The organism is Microbacterium sp. TWP3-1-2b2 (genome assembly GCF_049896145.1).
Taxonomy (GTDB): domain Bacteria; phylum Actinomycetota; class Actinomycetes; order Actinomycetales; family Microbacteriaceae; genus Microbacterium.
In genome coordinates, this window is sequence record NZ_JAFCTS010000001.1 from 1,195,289 (window position 1) to 1,215,630 (window position 20,342).

At 66.3% G+C, this 20,342-nt stretch carries 21 protein-coding genes; 3 read left to right on the plus strand and 18 right to left on the minus strand.

Features of this window, described 5'->3' with window-relative positions:
• Positions 1 to 6 precede the first annotated feature (6 nt).
• Entirely contained in the window at positions 7 to 810 is an 804-nt protein-coding gene (locus ACP7AR_RS06015) for a lysophospholipid acyltransferase family protein (protein ID WP_426183744.1), read from the plus strand.
• On the opposite strand, the gene ACP7AR_RS06020 is transcribed toward ACP7AR_RS06015, so the two are convergent.
• Positions 779 to 1,267 (minus strand): OsmC family protein, encoded by a 489-nt coding sequence (locus ACP7AR_RS06020; protein ID WP_426187657.1) that lies wholly within the window; start codon positions 1,265 to 1,267, stop codon positions 779 to 781. The two genes, ACP7AR_RS06015 and ACP7AR_RS06020, sit on opposite strands and share 32 nt — an antisense overlap.
• Before the next feature lie 70 nt (positions 1,268 to 1,337).
• On the opposite strand from ACP7AR_RS06020, the gene ACP7AR_RS06025 reads away from it, so the two are divergent.
• Positions 1,338 to 2,333: an asparaginase gene (locus tag ACP7AR_RS06025; RefSeq protein ID WP_426183746.1), complete on the plus strand. Its 996-nt coding sequence runs from the start codon at positions 1,338 to 1,340 to the stop codon at positions 2,331 to 2,333.
• Between the two features lie 53 nt (positions 2,334 to 2,386).
• Positions 2,387 to 3,499, plus strand: coding sequence for an alanine dehydrogenase (gene ald, locus ACP7AR_RS06030; RefSeq protein WP_426183748.1), 1,113 nt, complete (start codon positions 2,387 to 2,389; stop codon positions 3,497 to 3,499).
• Between the two features lie 15 nt (positions 3,500 to 3,514).
• On the opposite strand, the gene ACP7AR_RS06035 is transcribed toward ald, so the two are convergent.
• The 17 genes from ACP7AR_RS06035 to prmC form a co-directional block, all read right to left on the minus strand.
• Positions 3,515 to 6,319 carry an FtsK/SpoIIIE domain-containing protein gene (locus ACP7AR_RS06035; protein WP_426183750.1) on the minus strand — a complete coding sequence of 935 codons (2,805 nt, stop codon included), beginning with the start codon at positions 6,317 to 6,319 and terminating at the stop codon, positions 3,515 to 3,517.
• A gap of 56 nt (positions 6,320 to 6,375) precedes the next feature.
• Complete coding sequence (locus tag ACP7AR_RS06040) at positions 6,376 to 7,236, minus strand: PP2C family protein-serine/threonine phosphatase (protein ID WP_426183752.1); 861 nt, start codon at positions 7,234 to 7,236, stop codon at positions 6,376 to 6,378.
• A 70-nt stretch (positions 7,237 to 7,306) separates the two neighbouring features.
• Complete coding sequence (locus ACP7AR_RS06045) at positions 7,307 to 8,290, minus strand: aldo/keto reductase (RefSeq protein ID WP_426183754.1); 984 nt, start codon at positions 8,288 to 8,290, stop codon at positions 7,307 to 7,309.
• A 77-nt stretch (positions 8,291 to 8,367) separates the two neighbouring features.
• Positions 8,368 to 9,186 carry a large exoprotein gene (locus ACP7AR_RS06050; RefSeq protein ID WP_426183756.1) on the minus strand — a complete coding sequence of 273 codons (819 nt, stop codon included), beginning with the start codon at positions 9,184 to 9,186 and terminating at the stop codon, positions 8,368 to 8,370.
• Between the two features lie 91 nt (positions 9,187 to 9,277).
• Positions 9,278 to 10,024: a YaaA family protein gene (locus ACP7AR_RS06055; RefSeq protein WP_426187659.1), complete on the minus strand. Its 747-nt coding sequence runs from the start codon at positions 10,022 to 10,024 to the stop codon at positions 9,278 to 9,280.
• 93 nt (positions 10,025 to 10,117) lie between these two features.
• Positions 10,118 to 10,378 carry a F0F1 ATP synthase subunit epsilon gene (locus ACP7AR_RS06060; protein WP_426183758.1) on the minus strand — a complete coding sequence of 87 codons (261 nt, stop codon included), beginning with the start codon at positions 10,376 to 10,378 and terminating at the stop codon, positions 10,118 to 10,120.
• Between the two features lie 2 nt (positions 10,379 to 10,380).
• Complete coding sequence (gene atpD, locus ACP7AR_RS06065; RefSeq protein WP_426183760.1) at positions 10,381 to 11,832, minus strand: F0F1 ATP synthase subunit beta; 1,452 nt, start codon at positions 11,830 to 11,832, stop codon at positions 10,381 to 10,383.
• A 23-nt stretch (positions 11,833 to 11,855) separates the two neighbouring features.
• Positions 11,856 to 12,758 carry a F0F1 ATP synthase subunit gamma gene (locus ACP7AR_RS06070; RefSeq protein ID WP_426183762.1) on the minus strand — a complete coding sequence of 301 codons (903 nt, stop codon included), beginning with the start codon at positions 12,756 to 12,758 and terminating at the stop codon, positions 11,856 to 11,858.
• A gap of 20 nt (positions 12,759 to 12,778) precedes the next feature.
• Positions 12,779 to 14,419 (minus strand): F0F1 ATP synthase subunit alpha, encoded by a 1,641-nt coding sequence (gene atpA, locus ACP7AR_RS06075; protein ID WP_426183764.1) that lies wholly within the window; start codon positions 14,417 to 14,419, stop codon positions 12,779 to 12,781.
• A 52-nt stretch (positions 14,420 to 14,471) separates the two neighbouring features.
• Entirely contained in the window at positions 14,472 to 15,260 is a 789-nt protein-coding gene (locus ACP7AR_RS06080) for a F0F1 ATP synthase subunit delta (protein WP_426183766.1), read from the minus strand.
• Positions 15,260 to 15,811 carry a F0F1 ATP synthase subunit B gene (locus ACP7AR_RS06085; protein ID WP_426183768.1) on the minus strand — a complete coding sequence of 184 codons (552 nt, stop codon included), beginning with the start codon at positions 15,809 to 15,811 and terminating at the stop codon, positions 15,260 to 15,262. The genes ACP7AR_RS06080 and ACP7AR_RS06085 overlap by 1 nt, the downstream gene beginning before the upstream one ends.
• 28 nt (positions 15,812 to 15,839) lie before the next feature.
• Positions 15,840 to 16,088, minus strand: a complete 249-nt coding sequence (atpE, locus tag ACP7AR_RS06090) for a F0F1 ATP synthase subunit C (RefSeq protein WP_033104658.1) — start codon at positions 16,086 to 16,088, stop codon at positions 15,840 to 15,842.
• A 39-nt stretch (positions 16,089 to 16,127) separates the two neighbouring features.
• Positions 16,128 to 16,928 carry a F0F1 ATP synthase subunit A gene (atpB, locus tag ACP7AR_RS06095; protein ID WP_426183770.1) on the minus strand — a complete coding sequence of 267 codons (801 nt, stop codon included), beginning with the start codon at positions 16,926 to 16,928 and terminating at the stop codon, positions 16,128 to 16,130.
• 137 nt (positions 16,929 to 17,065) lie between these two features.
• The gene (locus ACP7AR_RS06100; protein ID WP_426183772.1) at positions 17,066 to 17,548 is read right to left on the minus strand and encodes a hypothetical protein; all 483 of its coding nucleotides are present in this window, start codon (positions 17,546 to 17,548) and stop codon (positions 17,066 to 17,068) included.
• Positions 17,545 to 18,741: an MraY family glycosyltransferase gene (locus ACP7AR_RS06105; RefSeq protein WP_426183774.1), complete on the minus strand. Its 1,197-nt coding sequence runs from the start codon at positions 18,739 to 18,741 to the stop codon at positions 17,545 to 17,547. The genes ACP7AR_RS06100 and ACP7AR_RS06105 overlap by 4 nt, the downstream gene beginning before the upstream one ends.
• Entirely contained in the window at positions 18,738 to 19,427 is a 690-nt protein-coding gene (locus ACP7AR_RS06110) for an L-threonylcarbamoyladenylate synthase (RefSeq protein ID WP_426183776.1), read from the minus strand. Before ACP7AR_RS06110 ends, ACP7AR_RS06105 begins: the two co-directional genes overlap by 4 nt.
• A gap of 46 nt (positions 19,428 to 19,473) precedes the next feature.
• The gene (prmC, locus tag ACP7AR_RS06115) at positions 19,474 to 20,334 is read right to left on the minus strand and encodes a peptide chain release factor N(5)-glutamine methyltransferase (protein WP_426183778.1); all 861 of its coding nucleotides are present in this window, start codon (positions 20,332 to 20,334) and stop codon (positions 19,474 to 19,476) included.
• Positions 20,335 to 20,342: the final 8 nt, after the last annotated feature.

Genomic DNA, 20,342 nt, shown 5'->3' on the forward strand with positions numbered 1-20,342 from the left:
GATCTGATGACCTCCGAGCAGTCTGCCGTTCCAGAGCCGACCGAAGAATCGGATCAGGAGCAGACAGCTGACGGGTCGTCTGTCCCTCGCCGCGCCGGCGCCACCTATGCGTTCGGCCGCGCGGTGATCGGCTCACTGGCACGCCTCGTCTATCGGCCGCACGTCGAAGGGCGCGAACGCGTTCCGCTGGACGGCCCTGTCATCTTCGCGAGCAATCACCTGTCTTTCATCGATTCGATCGCGATCCCTGTCGCCGCTCCTCGCCCTGTTCACTTCCTGGCCAAGTCGTCGTACTTCGAGGGCACAGGGTTCACGGGCGCGGTCTCACGGACGTTCTTCCAGTCGATTGGCGCCATCCCCGTGCGCCGCGGCGCAGGTCAGGCCGCCCTCGATGCCCTGGATCAGCAGCGTCAGCTGCTCGATGAGGGCCTGGCCGTCGCGCTCTACCCTGAAGGAACCCGTTCCACCGACGGCCGCCTCTACAAGGGTCGAACCGGCGTGGCGTTCCTCGCACTGCAGACCGGTGCGCCTGTGGTACCGGTCGGGCTCATCGGCACCGACAAGGCAATGCCGAAGGGTGCGAAGATGCCGTCGCTGAGCGAGCGCATCACGGTGCGCTTCGGCGACCCGATCGACGTGACGGTGCATGGCGCCGCCGGGAGCGGCAAGGCGAGGCGGCTCGCGACCGACCAGATCATGACGGCGATCCACGCGCTGAGCGGTCAGGAGCTTGCCGGCATCTACAACGAGCCCCCGGCTCAGGGGCCGATCGAGAAGATCAAGCAGGCTCTTCCGCACGAGCGGCGCTGACACTCGCCTCGTGGCGGACCGGGAAGTTCACCGAGTTCGCGATGAAGCACATCCGGTGCGCGTCGTCGTGCGCGCTCTGGGCCGCCGCGATCATCGATGCCTCGGCCACGACCACTTCCGGCCGCAGAACGACCTCGGTGAACGCGCCACCGCCCCTGCCGTCTTCGCGCATCACGCCGCTCGCGCGATCTTGGTAGGACACGACCACGACGCCTGCGCTCACGCAAGCATGCAGGTACGACAACAGATGGCACTCGGAGAGAGAGGCGATCAACATGTCCTCCGGGTTCCACCGCTCCGGGTCACCTCGAAAAGGCTTGTCCGCTGAGGCCAGCAATGTCGGTTTGCCTTCGACCTCGATCGAGACGTCCCTGGAGTAGTCCCGGTAGCCGCTTGTTCCGGTTCCGCGATTGCCGTGCCAGGTGGCCGTGAGTGCGTACTGATGCTCGCCGAGGATCATGAGCTCAGTCTGACACGGTGCGGCTCGGCCTCGGCCTCGGCGAAGACGTCGGCGATAGGCTGGTCGGGTGCTGGAGACTCTCACTGCCGCGGATGCTGTCGAACTCGCCGTCGTCGAACGCAGCGGATTCATCGAATCCCGCCATGTCGGTTCGGCCATCGTGCTCTCGCCCGACGGAGACGTCGTCAGACGGCTGGGGAACCCGGACGCGCTGATCCTTCCGCGCTCGAGTCTGAAGCCGCTTCAGGCTGTCGCCTGCGTCACTGCGGGAGCCGAGCTGGCGGGCGAGCAGCTTGCGATCGCGTCGGCGAGCCATGTCGGCACGGACCGTCACGTCGACCTCATCCGAGAGATCCTGACCGCCGGCGGCCTCACAGAGGATCACCTCGGCTGCCCTGCGGCGTGGCCCCGTGACACCGCGACGCGCGACGAGCTCGTTCGGGAGCACGGGCAGCAGGCACGCATCCGAATGGACTGCTCAGGAAAGCACGCCGCGATGCTTCGTGCGTGTGTCGCGACCGGCTGGCCGACCGAAGGCTACCTCCACCCGACGCATCCTCTGCAGCTGCATATCCGCGAAGTGGTCGAGCGCCTCACCGGAGAGAAGATCGCGCACACCTCCGTGGACGGCTGCGGTGCTCCGATTCACGCCATCACGCTCGCCGGTCTCGGCCGCGCGATGCATCGCATCGGCTCAGCCTCCGAACGCTCCCCCTTCGCACTGCACCGAGTCGCCGGCACCCTCGTCCGCGCCGTCAGGGAGCACCCGTGGACCATCGAGGGTCCGGGACGCCCGGACACGATCGCCATCGAGACGCTCAGGGTCTTCGCCAAGAGCGGCGCCGAGGGCGTCATGGTCATGGTCGCCCCGGACGGCACGACGGTCGCACTCAAGATGCTCGACGGCAGCGCGCGAGCCCTCACGATCGTCGCAGCGACACTGCTTGCTCGCGCCGGCGCGCTGAGCGAAGCCGAGCTGGCGACACTCGCCAATGCACTTCCCCTCGCCGTTCTCGGCGGAGGGAGCGACGTCGGGATGATCCGTCCCGGCGCCGCCGTCTGATGCCCTGACCCTGGGCAGTAAGCCCTCAAAGTCGAGGGAGGAGAGGAGCCACGATGAGGATCAGCGTCCCCACCGAGGTGAAGAACAACGAGTACCGCGTCGCACTGACGCCTGCGGGAGTGCACGATCTGGTCCGTTCCGGCCACGAGGTGTTCGTGCAATCCGGAGCGGGCGCGGGCTCCTCGATGCCGGATGCCGAATACGCCGAAGCCGGCGCCACCATGCTGGACAGCGCCGAGGAGGTCTGGTCACGCGCTGAGCTGCTTCTCAAGGTGAAGGAGCCGATCGCCAGCGAGTACGACCACTTCCGCGACGACCTCACGCTGTTCACCTACCTGCATCTGGCTGCGGATCGGCCGCTGACCGAGCGACTTCTCGCCGACAAGGTCACCGCCATCGCCTATGAGACCGTGCAGCTGCCCGGCGGCGGACTTCCCCTGCTCGCGCCGATGAGCGAGGTCGCCGGACGGTTGGCCCCCCTGGTCGGTGCGAACACCCTCATGCGTTCGAATGGCGGCCTCGGACTGCTGATGTCCGGTGTGCCTGGCACCCGGCCGGCGACCGTGACCGTGATCGGCGGCGGCGTCGCCGGCGCGAATGCGGCGGTCATCGCGAGCGGCATGGGTGCGGATGTCACGATCTTCGACACGAACATCCCGCGCCTTCGGATGCTGGATGATCATTTCAGCGGGCGGGTGAAGACGGCGGCATCCAACCCGCTGGATCTGCGTCGTGCCGTGATCGACTCCGATCTCGTCATCGGATCCGTGCTCATTCCAGGAGCTCGTGCGCCGAAGCTCGTCACCAACGAGATGGTCTCGCAGATGCGACCGGGAAGCGTGCTCGTCGACATCGCCGTCGATCAGGGCGGCTGTTTCGAAGACACTCACCCGACCACGCATGACGACCCGACCTTCCCGGTGCACGACACCGTGTTCTACTGCGTGGCGAACATGCCAGGGGCCGTGCCCAACACGTCGACGTCCGCACTCACGAACGCCACGCTGCCGTATGTGCGCCAGATCGCCGGTCGCGGGTGGCGCGACGCACTGGGAGCCGATACGGCGCTGGCCGGCGGCCTCAACGTCGCTGAGGGCGCAGTGATCAACGACGGCGTCGCTGTGGCACACGGCATGCAGGCCCGTCCGATCACGGCAGTGTTGTGACGCCGTCGCGCACTCTCAACGACCGGTCGCATCGAGTTCAGGGATGACGACCCGCCGTGGGGCGGATCCCGCGTGGATGGACCATGCCCGTCCGACGTGCGGCTCCGCATAAGGCGGCAGCTCGCGGCTTCCCGCGAAAGAGCGAAGCTCACCGGCGCACTCGGCGAGGAACAGCATCTCGCCTTCGAGCCGAATCCGCTGCCACAGCGGCCACTGACGCTGCCAGCCGTCGGCATCGCCGACCAGGATCGTGGGCACGGCACCGGCCGCGAGGGCGTCGACCGCCGGAACGCCCGCGTTCATCGCCTCCTGCGATCGATCCGCCACCGGTGTCACGATGTGATCCGGATACGCGGATCGCAGCCGTTCGACGACACGCCCCACGCCGAGTGCGACGACGCCGACTACTGGCGCGGCCGGCGTCCATCGCTCGATGTGTACCGTCGTGCGCGTGTCCGTCCGGGCGGGCGCGTCCGTCCAGGCGATCTGCACCTCGTGCTGACCGACTCTGCCCCGACCTGCCGTGCGATCGCGCCGGTAGCCGTCGGCGTCTCCCCCGGCCGCGAGATGCTCCATCCTGGTGCCCATTCGGAGCAGCATTCGCACGGGCAGCGCCTCGATCACGCGGGACGTCTGGCCGGACGCTCGACCGGTCGTGACGACGACCGTGCACCCACGCGCCGCGGCCGAGCGCACGAGCTTTTCCATGCGCTCGAGGAACACCTGCCCGTACTCGACAGGGAACGAGGCCACGATCTGGTCGAGGTCGTCGCACAGCACGAGCTGCGCGGCGGCTGCACCGGCTTCCAGAAGCCCGGCCAGCACGTCCCAGTCGCGCTCCGGTTCGACACCCAGCACCACCGAACGCGGGCATTGCTCCGCCAGAGCACGCAGCAGCGTCGTCCGCCCCGACCCACTCCCGCCGATCACGGCAAGCCCGCGGTCGATGCCAGGGCGCAACAGCATGGCCGTCTGACGCTGGCGCTCTGGCTCGTCAGCGAGCCCGACCAGAAGAGCGTCTCCCGACGGGTGCGTATGGGCCAGTTCGTCGAGATCGAGTCGCAACGGCAGCTGCGGAAGCCAAGGGCTCACCGCCGCGACGGCATCCGGCCAGCGTGAACCGGTGTCCCGCAGCTCGCCTGCACCGGTGAGCGCCACGCGCATCACGGCAGGCGTCGTGTCCTGGGGACGCCTGACGAAGGCGAGGCCGCGCGAGGCCGCTCCGCCGGGCAGCTCGGCGGCGTCGTCGCATCCGATCACGAGTCGGCTGTCCGCAGACTCCGTCACCCTCAGGCTCACGCGCAGCGGGCAGTTGGCGGCGAGCCCGTCGCGGATCACCCCGGCCGCACGCTGGGTGCCGAGGATGAGGTGCATACCGAGCGCGCGCCCTCGAGCGGCGACGTCAGTGAACACGGCACCGAGATCGGGATGCTCCTGCATCAGCGCCGCGAACTCATCGACGACGATCACGAGGCGCCCCAGCCGCCCACCAGCCTCCGTCACGTTCCGCGCTCCTGTCTCCGCCAGCACTGATTCGCGACGACGCAGCTCCGCTGTCAGGCTCTCGACGCCTCGGCGTGCCCCCTCCTCGTCGAGATCCGTCATCACCGCCGCAACGTGCGGTAGTGCTCGCAACGGATCGAACGCCGTCCCGCCCTTGAAGTCCGCGAGAACGAACGTCACCTCGTCCGGACCGTGCGAACGCGCAATCGACGTGATCCAGGTCACGAGCAGCTCGCTCTTGCCGGCGCCCGTCATGCCCGTCACGATCGCGTGCGGACCGTCCTCAACCAGGTCGAGTACGACGTCGGCGCTCTCCGTGCGGCCGATCGCCGCCGCGAGCCCTGACCTGCCTGCATGCGTCGGCAGGGCCAACTCCTCCAGGCCGACGCGGTCCGGCAACTGCGCCACCTCGCCCTCTCTCTCAATGCTGCCGGCGGCGATCGACACTGCCTGCGCGCGCGAGAGGCACTCCACCGCGATGTCCTCGACGCCGGCTGAGGTGCGCAATCGCGCCCGCCCAGGCTCGACGCAGTCGATGAGCGTCGTCACGCCCTCCGGCACGTCCTGGCCCGCTTCGCAGACTCGGATCTGTGCGGCAGCGTCTGTGCATTCCTCGTCTCCCATCACTATGGCGAGCCGCCATGCCCCACGCAGTGCGCGTCGGGCGTGCGGAAATCCGGCCAGTCCCAGTGACTCCAATCCCCCGCCCATGAGCGCGAGCTGCCCCGGCGCATGACGCAGGCACATCTGAACGACGAGCGCCCTGGCAGCGGCGGCGACTACGGGCGCCGGCCCCCGGAGGCAGATGCCCCGCCCCATCGCGACGGTGACCGGCACGTCGTCGACCTGCGCGGCGCGCTTTCGGAACCCACGCGCGCGTTCGCTGTCGTCGCCTGTGACACGCAGGGCGCTGCGCCTGGCGCCGGATCCGATGACGACCGGTGTCGAATCGTCGATCGCCTGCAGATCCCTGAGAGGCGCATCCTGAAGGCAGCCGGCCGCGTCAGGATGAGCACGCCTCAGCTCACGGCGCTCGCGTCGGTGTCGACGCAGCAGGTCCTGCTCGGCGCGGCGCCACCCCGCACTCTCGTCATCGGCCGCAGCGCGCCGCTCCCGACGTCTGATGCGAAGACCGTCGAGCAGTGACGCAGCGATCATCAGCGGACCGAGCGCGGCGAAGCAGAGCGAGAAGATCGAACCGGTGACGAGCCAGAGCACGACGCCTGCCGCCATCGGCACGACGGCGACGAGCACCGGGATCGGTTGACGACGAGGCTCCGCGGAGGTGGCGGGGAGCGTGAGAGGTTCGAGATCCATGACCTCATTGCACGGCATCCACGGACTACGGATGCCGTTCTCCACAGCGCCGGCGGTTATTCCGCGGTGTTCTCCACTGTGGAGGGAGACTCGGACGAGGAGTCTTCGGTGGTGGTGACCGCGTCATCGCCCGCGGTCACAGTCAGATCGGTGCGCTCAACCTGCACGATGATCAGTGTGACGTTGTCGCGCCCACCGTTCTCCAGCGCAGCCGCCAGCATCGCGTCGGCGGCCACCGCGGGGTCGGCCTGCTCCCGCAGGAAGTGCTGGATGCCGTAATCGGTGAGTTCCTTGGTCAGGCCATCAGAACAGATCACGAATCGGTCGCCGTCGAGCACCTCGATGCCGAGGTAGTCCGGCGGCGTGAGTTCGCTCGCGCCGACGGCCCGCGTGATCACGTTGCTGTACGGGTGGCTCTCCGCCTCTTCCGCACTGAGCCGCCCCGAACTGATCAGCTCCTGAACCACGGAGTGATCGGTGGTCACCTGCACGAGTCGATCGTCACGCAGGAGGTAGACACGGGAATCCCCGATGTTCAGCGACACCCATCGCGGCTCGTCATCGGTCACGTCGAAGAAGACACCCGTCAGCGTCGTGCCGGTTCCCTCATCCGTGGTCTCGGGGTGCGAGGCGATGTCACTCACTGCCTGAGTGAGGGCGTTCTCGATGGCAGCGGTGCCCACAGCACCGGAATCGACCACTTCCTGCAGGCGAGCGATCGTGCTCTGGCTCGCGATCTCCCCTCCCGCGTGCCCGCCCATGCCGTCAGCGACGACGAACAGCGGGTACTGAGCCAGGAACGCATCCTGATTGTTGTCGCGGCGAAGCCCGGTATCCGTCACTCCGGCCCAGGTCAGAACGATCTCGCCGCCGTCCGGGGTCGCGACGCGATGGGTCTGCGTGGACGTCTCAGACAAAGGGTTCCTCCGGATTGGATGCGGCGATACGGGCGGCCGCAGGATTCTCACACATCGTAGTGGAACTGCGTCATACCTGCGCGCCGGGGTCGGGTGGCAGGGGGAAGATCCTGTCGATGGCAGCGAGGTCGTCCGCGGTCGGTACCCAGGCGACCGCGGCCTTCGCGTTGGACTCGATCTGGGCGGCGGATGTCGCCCCCGCGATCACGCTGGACACCGTCGGCTGTGCGAGAAGCCACCCGAAGGTCGCCTCCAGCATCGTGATCGCGCGTTCGGCACAGAAATCGTTGTACGCGTCCAATGCATCCCATGGCGCGTTCTCCCACACATGCCGCCTGGCCGACATGATCCGGCTGCCCTCCGGCCCACCCTCTCTCGAGAACTTGCCCGTGAGCAGACCGTTGTGCAGCGGGAAGTACGGGAAGAATCCGAGTCCGTAGCGCTCGACGGCGGGGAGCACCTCGCGCTCCACAGCCCTGGCCAGCAGAGAGTACTGGCTCTGCGCCGACACGAAGCGTCCCGTCGAGCGGAGCGTCGATGTGAGTTCAGCTTCGGCGATCTGCCACCCGGGGAGATTGGAGTGACCGTAATACCGGATCTTGCCCTCTCGGACGAGTTCATCGAGAGCATCCGTCGTCTCGGCGATCGGTGTCTCGGGATCGGGAAGGTGCAACTGGTAGAGATCGATCCAGTCCGTCTGCAGACGACGAAGCGATTCCTCCACTGCGCGGCGCACATATCTCCGCGACCCGCGTCCTGCGGGAAAGTCGTACCCCATGTCACGTTCGTGACCGAACTTCGTCGCCAGCACGATGCGATCACGACGTCCGAGCAGTGCTTCACCCATCAGCGACTCACTGAGACCGGGGTCCTTGCCGTACATGTCCGCGGTGTCGAAGAAGGTCACGCCGTTCGCGATCGCGGCGTCGATGACCTCACGAGTGCCCTCACGCGTCTCGGTCACAGTGCCGGGGCGGCCGAAGTTGTTGCATCCGAGACCGGTCGGCGTAACGAGAAGACCGGATGCTCCGACCCGACGCTGCGACATGACCATGTGTCCACGCTATCGGAATCTCGTCCGACAACGACGAAGGACCCTCGATCATGATCGAGGGTCCTTCGTTCAGTTCATCAGGCCGGCGGCTGCGTCGGGTCCGTCGGCGGTGCCGGCGGGGCTGCAGGCGGTGCCGGCGGAGCCGCAGGCGGCGTCGTCGGAGCCGCAGGCGGCGTTGACGGAGCCGCGGGCGGCGGGGTCACAGGCGATGCCGGAGCTGCCGGGGGCGTGGCAGGCGCTGCGGGCGGCTGGTACCCCGGGGCTGCGGGCTGCTGGTACCCCGGGGCTGCGGGGGGCTGGTAGCCGGGAGCAGGCTGCTGGTAGCCCTGCGGCGGAGCGTATCCCTGCGGGGCAGCACCATAACCAGGTGCTGCGCCGGGTGCCGCCTGCGCGGAAGGCTGAACCGGGATGCCGTCCCACACGGTGCGGTCACCGAAGAACGAGTTGCCGGCCCACGGGGCGGGCGGGATCTGCGGGTTCCAGCGGGACTTGTCGAAGGCGTTGATGCCGAGCCAGACGATGGAGAGGAAGATGTAGAGGACGACCCATGCGCCTTCCTTCTGCAGCTTCTGTCCGACGCGGTACGCCGCGAGGATCATGAGCACACCGGCAGCGATCGAGAACACGACGCCGATGCCGATCCAGCTCAGCAGAACAGCACCACCGATGCAGTAGAGGATCAGCCAAGGGCTGATGTCGCCCAGCTTCAGGAAGATCATACTGTTGTACACGGGAACCCAGGCACGCCACTTGCCCTGCACACCGGCCTTCTCGAAGATCTTCATCAGGAACAGCGAGGTGAGCACGTATCCGATCGCGGCGAACAGCAAGCTGATCACGATGGTGATCAACAGTGCAGCCGCTGCGGCTCCGGTGTCGTAATAGTAGTTATCCATTAGCCCCTCCATGGAATCAGCGACACATTCCGCATCGCGTGAAACACCCTAGCGTGCCTGCTGGAACAGCGCACCCATCACGCCTTGCGTGTCACGAAGAGACGACCAGCTCGATCGTGTCCTCGGTGTCGCCCCGCCGGATGGTCATGCCACGCGAGAGCGCCCACTTCTGCAGGCCGACCACTGTGTGCACGCGAGGACGATCCAGGGCCAGTGCTCGCACGAGTTCGCCCTTGGCCTTCTTGTTGAAGTGGTTCAGCGCACGCCCCTCGTCGGTGACCACGCGTACGTAGGCGGATGGCACGGACGCCGGCACCGGACCGAGCGCGACGTATGCCTCGCTGCGGAGATCCAGCATGAACGTCGACGGCTCCTGTGCCATCGCCTGCGAGGTCGCGTCGGCCCAGTGCCGACGTAACGGCGCGAGCTCAGGCAGCGAGGCCCCTGCCGCGAGCCGGTACATCGGAATGGCATCCAGGGCCGAGACAGGGCCGAATGGTGCCGAGTGGATCCACACGTGCCGGTCGAGCCATCGTCTGGCCGCGGCATCCAAGGACGCCGCATCGAGCGCGTCGTACAGCACGCCGGTGTAGCGGTCGACCGCCGCCATCGTCGGTGCGGAGCGCAGCGCGGCATTGTGGTCTATGTCGCCGAGCTGACGCTCGCTGAGCTTCAGCACCCGCGCTGCGGCGGACCGATCAGCCGCGAGTGTCACGAGCGCGGAGACGACGGCATCGCGCTGACCGGCGAGGGCGGACAGCGCGAGCCCCTTGAGCGAGAGGGGCGCGCCGGAGCCCCCGGGGCGCTTCGTTTCGGAAGGAGGGAGGAGGATCTTCATGGTCTCCGTCGGCTGAGCGGCGTCAGCAGGCAAGAACGCGCCCACCCGTCGACATGAGGTCGACAGGCGGGCGCGCCCTTGATGTGAGTGTTTTCAGGCGATGAGTGCCGCGTTGCCCGCGACGATCGTCAGCTGGCTGCCCTCCATCGAGAGGAAGCCGTCCTGAGCGTTCGCGAGCACCTTGCTGCCATCAGCCTGTGTGATGCGAACCTGGCCCTCGGCGAGGATCGCCAGAATCGGCTCATGACCGCTCATGATGCCGATCTCGCCCTCGACGGTCTTGGCCACGACGAGCGAAGCCTCTCCCGTCCAGACCTCCGCATCCGCGGAGACGAGGCTGACATTCAGAGCCATGATCAGCCGTTCTCCTTCTGGATCTGCGCCCAGCGCTCTTCGACGTCGGAGATGCCACCGACGTTGAAGAAGGCCTGCTCGGCCACGTGGTCGAGCTCACCCTTGGCGATCGCGTCGAACGACTCGATCGTCTCCTTCAGCGGGACGGTCGAGCCCTCGACACCGGTGAACTTCTTCGCCATGTAGGTGTTCTGCGAGAGGAACTGCTGGATGCGACGTGCACGCGACACGACGATCTTGTCCTCTTCGGAGAGCTCATCGACACCGAGGATCGCGATGATCTCCTGCAGTTCCTTGTTCTTCTGGAGGATCTGCTTGACCGTGGTGGCGACGCGGTAGTGGTCCTCGCCCAGGTAGCGGGGGTCCATGATGCGCGACGTCGAGGTCAGCGGGTCGATGGCCGGGTACAGACCCTTCGACGCGATCTCACGGCTGAGCTCGGTCGTCGCGTCGAGGTGCGCGAACGTCGTCGCCGGGGCCGGGTCGGTGTAGTCATCGGCGGGGACATAGATCGCCTGCAGCGAGGTGATCGAGTGACCGCGGGTCGACGTGATGCGCTCCTGGAGGACGCCCATCTCGTCGGCGAGGTTCGGCTGGTAGCCCACGGCGGACGGCATGCGGCCCAGAAGCGTCGAGACCTCGGAACCGGCCTGCGTGAAGCGGAAGATGTTGTCGATGAAGAGCAGAACATCCTGTTTCTGCACATCACGGAAGTACTCCGCCATCGTCAGCGCCGAAAGGGCGACGCGCAGACGCGTTCCCGGCGGCTCATCCATCTGGCCGAAGACGAGTGCGGTCTTGTCGAAGACACCCGCCTCTTCCATCTCGGCGATCAGGTCGTTGCCCTCACGCGTGCGCTCACCGACACCGGCGAACACGGAGACACCACCGTGGTTCTGGGCGACGCGCTGGATCATCTCCTGGATGAGGACCGTCTTGCCGACACCTGCACCGCCGAAGAGGCCGATCTTTCCACCCAGCACGTACGGGGTGAGAAGGTCGATCGACTTGATGCCGGTCTCGAACATCTGCGTCTTCGACTCGAGCTGGTCGAAGGGCGGTGCCGAACGGTGGATCGGCCAGCGCTCGGTGATCTCTATCTGCTCACCAGGTTCGGCATTGAGCACCTCGCCGATGACGTTGAAGACCTTGCCCTTGGTGACGTCGCCGACGGGCACCGAGATGGGCTCGCCGGTGTCACGCACCTCCTGGCCGCGGACGATGCCGTCGGTGGGCTTGAGCGCGATGGCGCGGATCAGGTCGTCGCCGAGGTGCTGTGCGACCTCGAGAGTGATCTCGGTCGACTCCTCGCCGATGACGATCGTGGTCTTCAGCGCGTTGTAGATGTCAGGAATCGAGTCGTGCGGGAACTCGATATCGACGACCGGGCCCGTGACGCGTGCGACGCGCCCGACGACCGCGGTCCCAGCCTCAGCTGTGGCGGTGGGGGTCATATCTTCGTCTCTTTCTTGATGGTCTATTTGCTCGACGAGAGGGCGTCGGCGCCGCCGACGATCTCAGCGATCTGCTGCGTGATCTCCGCCTGACGCGCGTTGTTGCGCAGACGGGTGTAGTCGGTGATGAGCTTGTCGGCGTTGTCGCTGGCGGACTTCATCGCCTTCTGCGTCGCGGCCTGCTTCGCAGCAGACGACTGCAGCAGCGCGTTGAAGATGCGGCTCTGCAGGTACACCGGCAGGATCGCGTCGAGAACGGTCTCAGCATCCGGCTCGAACTCGTAGAGCGGGTACACCGTTCCACCGGGTTCGGGTGTCTCGGCGCTCTCGACGATCTCGAGCGGAAGCAGGCGCACCGTCTCCGGAGACTGCGTCATCATGCTCACGAAGCGGTTGTAGACGAGGTGGAGTTCGTCCACGCCGCCGTCGTCACCGCCGCGGTTGAACGCTTCGAGCAAGGTGGCCGAGATCTCCTCAGCCGTCTTGAACTGCGGAGTGTCGGTGTCACCCGTCCACTCCGCGGCCGCCTTGATGCCGCGGAACTGGAAGTACCCGACAGCCTTGCGGCCGATGAGGTAGTACACCGGCTCGCTGCCCCGAGAACGGATCAGCTCGCCCACCTCCATCGCCTCGCGGAGGATCTGCGAGTTGAAGGCTCCAGCGAGACCGCGGTCGGAGGAGAAGACGACGACGGCGGACCGGCGGATCGTCTCGGGCTCACGCGTGAGCGGGTGGTCGACGTTGGAGTACGTCGCGACGGCGGAGACAGCCTGTGTCACGGCTCGCGCGAAGGGCGACGACGCGCGAACGCGCGCCATCGCCTTCTGAATGCGCGAAGCCGCGATGAGCTCCATCGCCTTCGTGATCTTCTTGGTCGTCTGAGCAGAACTGATCTTCTGCTTGTAGACCCTGAGTTGAGCGCCCATGTTTTCAGTTCCTCACGCGATTACGCGCGACGACCCTTGACGATCTTCTCCTGGTTGACGTCGTCCACATCCTGGGCGGCGTGCTCCTCATGGCCCACAGCGCCGATGGACTGGCCCTTGCCGCCTTGGAACTCGAGGAGGAAGGCATCCACCTGCTTCTCCAGTTCCGCTGCGGTGTCGTCATCGAGGACGTTCGTCTCACGAAGGGTGTCGAGCACCTTGGTGTTGCGTCGCAGGTGGTCGAGGAGTTCGCGCTCGAATCGCAGCACGTCGGAAACCTCGATCGTGTCGAGCTTGCCCTTCGTTCCGGCCCAGATCGAGACGACCTGGTCCTCGACGGGGTAAGGCGAGTACTGCGGCTGCTTGAGCAGCTCGGTCAGACGCGCACCGCGATCGAGCTGGCGACGCGAAGTCGCGTCGAGGTCGCTCGCGAACATCGCGAATGCCTCGAGCGAGCGGTACTGCGCAAGCTCCAGCTTCAGCGTTCCGGAGACCTTCTTGATCGACTTGACCTGAGCGTCACCACCGACACGGGAGACGGAGATACCCACGTCGACCGCCGGACGCTGGTTGGCGTTGAAGAGGTCGGACTGCAGGAAGATCTGGCCGTCCGTGATCGAGATCACGTTGGTCGGGATGTACGCCGAGACATCGTTCGCCTTGGTCTCGATGATCGGCAGACCCGTCATCGAGCCCGCACCGAGCTCGTCGGACAGCTTCGCGCAACGCTCCAGCAGACGGGAGTGCAGGTAGAAGACGTCACCGGGGTACGCCTCACGGCCCGGCGGACGACGCAGCAGAAGGGAGACCGCACGGTAGGCCTCGGCCTGCTTCGACAGGTCATCGAAGATGATCAGGACGTGCTTGCCGCCGTACATCCAGTGCTGGCCGATCGCAGAACCCGTGTAGGGCGCGATGTACTTGAAGCCGGCCGGGTCAGAAGCCGGAGCCGCGACGATCGTGGTGTACTCCATCGCACCGGCGTCCTCGAGCGCGCCCTTGACGGAGGCGATCGTTGAGCCCTTCTGGCCGATGGCGACGTAGATGCAGCGAACCTGCTTGTCGACGTCGCCAGACGCCCAGTTGTCCTTCTGGTTGATGATCGTGTCGATCGCGATCGCCGTCTTGCCGGTCTGGCGGTCGCCGATGATGAGCTGACGCTGGCCGCGGCCGACGGGGATCATCGCGTCGATGGCCTTGATGCCGGTCTGCATCGGCTCGTGCACGCTCTTGCGCTGCATGACGCCGGGCGCCTGCAGCTCGAGCTCGCGACGACCCTCCGAAGCGATCTCACCGAGACCGTCGATCGGGTTGCCGAGCGGGTCGACGACACGTCCGAGGTAGCCGTCGCCGACGGCGACGGAGAGGACCTCACCAGTGCGCCGAACTTCCTGGCCCGCCTGGACCCCGGCGAAGTCGCCGAGGACGACGGTTCCGATCTGGTCCTCGTCGAGGTTGAGCGCGAGGCCCTGAGTGCCGTTGTCGAACGTCAGGAGCTCGTTGGCCATGACGCCGGGCAGGCCCTCGATGTGGGCGATGCCGTCGGCCGCGTCGATGACGGTGCCGACCTCGGTCGCTGCCGCGCCGGTGGGCTCGTACGCAGCGGCGAAGTCCTTCAGCGCGTCACGGATGACGTCGGGGCTGATCGATAGTTCTGCCATTGTCTTCCCTTTGTATTGAGAGAGTCTGCGCGGTTCCCCGCGCGAAGTCGTATTAGCCCGCGAGCTTCTGTCGAAGATCGGCGAGCCGCGCGGAGATGCTGCCGTCGATGATGTCATCGGCGATCTGCACACGCAGTCCGCCCACGACGGTGGGGTCGATCACTTCATTGATCGATACCTGGCCGTCATAACGCGCGGCCAGCGCATCGCCGAGGCGGGTGCGCTGAGCAGCGGACAGCGCCGTCGCAGTGTGCACTGTGGCGACGATGCGATCGCCCTGCGCCGAGACGATCTTCATCGCTCGGTTCAGCAGCTGGCGCACGCGACGTCCACGGGGCTGACGGACGAGCGATGAGACGATCAGAGTGGTGGGCGCACTCGCCATGCCACCGATCAGCTTCTCGACGAGAGTCCCCTTTGCCGTGTCATCGCCCAGCCGGGTTCCGAGCGCGAGCTCGAGCTCCGGATTCGCAGCGATGACCCGGAGGAACGAGAACAGCTCCCCTTCGATGTCTTCCGCAGGTTCAGCAATGGCTGCGGCGCGGATCGCGAGTTCCTCGATCCCCGAGATGAGGCCGTCCTCGTTGGACCACCTCTCTCCGACAGCGGCCGCGAGCACCTGACGCGTGGTGTTCGAAACGCCGGCGAAGACCGTCGCGACGACCTGCTCACGCAGGCCCGCAGGCGCAGCAGCGTCAGCCAGCGCGCCGCTCAGCTGACCGGATTCGCCCACCAGACGCGCCACGGTGAAAAGCTCACCAGCAGTGTCGAGGGTGACGTCCTTCGCCTGAGCGAGGGCCGCCGTCGAAGCCGCGAGTGCCTGAGTGGTCGCGCTGCCCATTACTTGGCCGCCTTTTCTGACGCCTCGAGGTCGGCAAGGAATCGGTCGACGACCGCAGTCGCACGGGAGTCATCCGAGAGCGTCTCGCCCACGACCCCGCCGGCGAGGTCGATCGCGAGCGTTCCGACCTCTGAGCGAAGAGCGACGAGCGTCGTCTGACGTTCTGCCTCGATCTGCGCCTGAGCTGCGGCGGTGACGCGCGCGGCCTCGACGGTCGCGTTCTCCTTCGCCTCGGCGACGATCTTCTTGCCGTCCTCACGGGCGGCCTCACGGATCTCACCTGCCTCGGTGCGCGCTTCAGCGAGCTGACGCGTGTACTCCTCAAGAGCCGCCTCGGCCTGCTTCTGCGCTTCGTCGGCCTTGGCGATGTTGCCCTCGATGGCGGCGGAGCGCTCGTCGAGCATCTTCGCCACGTTCGGGAGAGCGACCTTCCAGGCCACGATCAGGATGATGACGAAGCAGACCGCTGACCAGACGATGTCGTACATCGCCGGCAGAAGCGGATTGTGCTCCGCCTCCTCGGCTGCGAGCGTGACAAGAGCGTTCAGCATCCTGTCTCCTTACGTGTGGGTGAGAGGATCAGTAGCCGAAGAGGAACGCGACGCCGATACCGACGAACGCAAGCGCCTCGGTGAAGGCGATACCGATCCACATGGTGCCCTGAAGCTTGCCGGACAGCTCAGGCTGGCGAGCGATGCCCTCGATCGTCTTGCCGACGACGATGCCCACACCGATGGCCGGGCCGATGGCTGCCAGGCCGTAGCCGACGTTGGCGATCGAGCCGGTGATGTCGATGTTGATGGCTGCAAGAACCGAGTTGGGATCCACAGGTGTTTCCTTTCATTGAGGGGAGCTGGCGCGCCCCGATTAGTGTTCGTCCGCGACTGCGAGCTGGATGTAGACCGCGGTGAGGATGGTGAAGACGTACGCCTGGAGGAAGGCCACCAGGATCTCGAAGGCTGTGAACGCGAAGCCGAAGGCGAGTGTGCCCGCTCCGAGAATCGTCCAGAAGCCGCCCATCGAGAAGATGAAGAACTGGGTCGCTGCGAAGAACAGCACCAGCATGAGGTGGCCGACCATCATGTTCATCAGCAGTCGCAGCGTGAGTGTGACCGGTCGGACGATGAAGGTCGAGATGAACTCCAGCGGCGCGACGATGATGTACAGGGCCGGCGGAACCCCTGGCGGGAAGAGCGAGTTGCGGATGAAGCCCCAAGGACTCTTGCGCAACCCTGCGTAGATGAATGTGACGTACGAGATGACCGCGAGCATCAGAGGCACGGCGATGATGCTCGTCCCTGCGATGTTCAGGAACGGTATGACGCCGGTGATGTTGAAGAACAACACCATGAAGAAGATCGTCGTCAGCAGCGGCAGGAAGCGATCGCCGTCCTTCTTGCCCATCATGTCGTGGGCGACGTTCACGCGAACGATGTCGAAGAGCATCTCGATGACGCCCTGACCACGGCCGGGGACCAGCTTGAGCTTGCGAGTGCCCAGCCAGAGGATGAGGACGACGGCGAGAGTCGCGAGGAACTGCACAAGGTGGATGCGGTGCACCGAGAGCGGGCCGATGCTGAAGAGGATCTCCGGGAAGAACTCTGCGATCGACGGTGGATGGAATTCATCCGTTGCGAGACGGACGAGGAGGCTCGCGGCGTGAGTCAACGTTGCTCCAGCTTCGGGGCATCGACCGAGATCGACGCGACGATTGGGTGGGGAGTTCTAGCTGAGTCGGAGCATCTCGCACGACGCGAAAGCTCGCCCAGCGAACCCGGATTCAGACTATCAATATTTTCCCAGCGTCACGAATCCTCGCGATCCTCCGGGTTGGTTTCCGGCAGAGAGACCTCGGAGACGTACGGCATGCGCATCCTCGTGAAGACCACGGCATCGATCACCAGGCTCACCACGATCCCCGCGACGAGCGAGAGGAAGATGATCAACGGGACGACCCAGTCCTGCCCGCGCAGGATCACGATCGCGATGACGAACACGACGAGCTTGAGAAGCCAGCTGCCCATCACGATCGCGAAGAACACGGTCGCGAACATCTCCCGGCCGTACCAGCGGTTCGCGATGAGGACGCTCAGAGGCGTCAGGGCGAGGAACACGATGGCGAGAGCGACGCCGGCCAGTCCGCTCCACAACCCGTCGGCGCCGGCGACGAGGAATCCGATGCCCCCGCCGAGCACGACGAGCGCGATGGCTGCGATGCCCGTCCAGATGAGCACCTGCCGCAGCATCGAGGTGATTGCGGGCGTCTGACGTTGCGGTGTGTCGCTCATCGGGTCTCCGGGGAAGGTGTCGGCACGGGGTTGTGAGGCTCGGGTTCGTGAGGCTCGGTGGGCGCTTTCTGAGCGCGCGAGGTGGGCAGCAGGGTGACGACGAGGCAGGCGGCGATGCCGATCACGCCGAACGCGACTCCCGGCAGATACTGGCCAGGCCAGTCCTCCCGTGAGCCGATGTACATGAGGAGGACGGCCAGCGAGATCACAGCGGTCCACGCGTAGAAGATCAGCACCGCGTCGCGGTCGCGATGCCCGAGGTCGAGCATCCGGTGATGCAGGTGCTTCCGATCCGGCGAGAACGGCGACTTCCCTGCCCTCATGCGACGGAACACGGCAAGGCCGAAGTCGAGCAGCGGGAGCATGACCACCACGAGTGGGAGAAGGATCGGGATGAACGCTCCGAGCAGCTGCGAACGCCCGAACTCCTCCGGATCCAACGCGCTCGAGGACATCTGTCCGGTGAGCGCGATCGCGGAAGTCGCCATCAGCAGGCCGAGCACCAGGGCGCCCGAATCGCCCATGAACAATTTCGCCGGACTCCAGTTCAGCGGCAGGAATCCGATGCACGCACCGATCACGACGGCGGCCAGGAAGGACGCGAGGTTGAAGTAGCTGCTCGTGCCGGTGTCGCGAGCGAGGATGTAGGAGTACGCGAAGAACACGCCGTTGGCGATGAGGCAGACGCCCGCGACGAGGCCGTCGAGACCGTCGATGAAGTTGACGGCGTTCATGACCACGACGATCGCGAACATCGTCACGGCGATGCTCAGCCAGCTGGATACGATGACCATCTCGCCGAGCGGGAGTGAGAGGATCTGCAGTCCACCCACGACAGTGATGATGCCTGCGGCGAGGAACTGCACACCGAGCTTGATGAACCAGTCGAGGTCCCACAGGTCATCCATCACCCCGATGACGGCGATGAGCAATGCAGCACCCAGCACCGCCCACATGGTCTGCGGCGGCACCCACATGATGCTGAAGAAGGGATTGGCCGCCGAGACGCCGATGGCGGCGGCTATGCCGAGGAATATCGCGACTCCCCCGAGCCGCGGCGTCGGTGTCGTGTGGACGTCGCGTTCTCTGATCCCGGGGTAGAGCTTGAACCGCAGGCTCAGCTGCCAGACCACCCACGACATGACCAGCGTGACGGTCGCCGTGAGGATGATCGTGAAGAGATACTGCTTCACGCCGCGCCGTCCGGGGCATCGAGCAGTTCGCCGATGACGCCGCGCAGCTGCCGCATCGTCACTGCGCCCTCGCGCAGCAGCCGGATCCTCGGCTCCCCCGCGTCGTCGCCGCGACGGACGAGGGACGTGGCGTCGATGATCGTGGATGCGACGCCTGTCTCGCTCATACCGGCGTCCAGGTACACCGCGACGCTGTCTCCCAGCATCCGCTCCGCGTCCTCCGCCGAGATCGCGGCCGGCCGGCCTGTGAGGTTCGCGCTCGAAACCGCGAGAGGTCCGGTCTCCTCGAGAAGTTCGAGCGCCACACGCTGATCCGGCATCCGTACTGCGACGGTCCCGAGCGTGTCGCCGAGATCCCAGGCGAGCGACGGCTGGGCGGGCAGCACGATGGTCAGCCCGCCGGGCCAGAACTCGTCGACGAGCTTCTGGACGGGCTCCGGGATCTCCTCCACGAGCGCTGCGAGAGCCGCCTGACCCGCGACGAGCACGGGTGGCGGCTGGTCACGCCCGCGACCTTTGGCTTCCAGCAGCCGCTGCACGGCGGATGGGGTGAACGCGTCTGCGGCGATGCCGTAGACCGTGTCGGTGGGCATGACGATGAGCTCGCCTCGGGCGATCGCCTGACGAGCGTGGCGCATTCCGGCGAGCAGCTGTGCCTCATCGCGGCAATCGAAGACAGAGGACATGACCCCACCATTCTAGGTGCACGCGCGCACAGCAGCCTGCGGGTGGTCAGGGGCGCAGAGCCGTCGTCGCCCTGTCACGGTGCGTCAGATCGGGATGAGTTCTCGGCGCCCGCCACCCGTCCGCACTGAGAAGAGTGCGGATGGCCTCTCCCTGCAGTTCGCCGTGCTCGAGCACGAGCAGTCCCCCTGGACGGAGCAGCGCCAGCGCCCTGCGGCTCAGCACACGCACGATGTCGAGACCGTCAGATCCGCCGTACAGCGCCATCGCCGGGTCGAACAGGCGCACTTCCGGGTCTCTCGGGATCGCGTCATCCGGGACATACGGTGGATTGGAGATCACGACGGATGCCGTGCCGTCGAGCTCTTCGAGGGAATCGGAGAGATCGCCCTGCACGAGAGTGAGGTTGTCCGCATCAGCGGTGTTGCGGGCCGCCCACGTGTGCGCGTCCGGCGAGAGCTCGACGGCGAAGATCCGTGCATGCGGCACCTCGGTGGCCATCGCCAGCGCGATCGCACCGCTGCCTGTGCACAGATCCACGCCGATCGGCTCCGGGTCGGGAGCATTCGACAGCGCATCGATCGCGAACTGAGCCACGGTCTCCGTCTCCGGTCGTGGAACGAAGACGCCGGGGCCGACCGCCAATTCGAGGTGCCGGAACGGTGCGACTCCGGTGAGGTGCTGCAGCGGCTCGCGCTCCGCGCGGCGTGCGACGAGCACGTCGAAGTCGGCGAGGTCGCGCTCTGTGATCGTGTCACCGCGCACGACCGCTGCCTGGATCTCTCCTCTGCGCAGACCGCGCACGTGCGCTGCGAGCAACTCCGCATCCACCAGTGGATCAGGTACGCCGGCCGCGGCGAGACGCTCGGCTGCGGCGCGGACGATTGCTGCGAGGGTCGTTTCGGCCATCCTCTCAG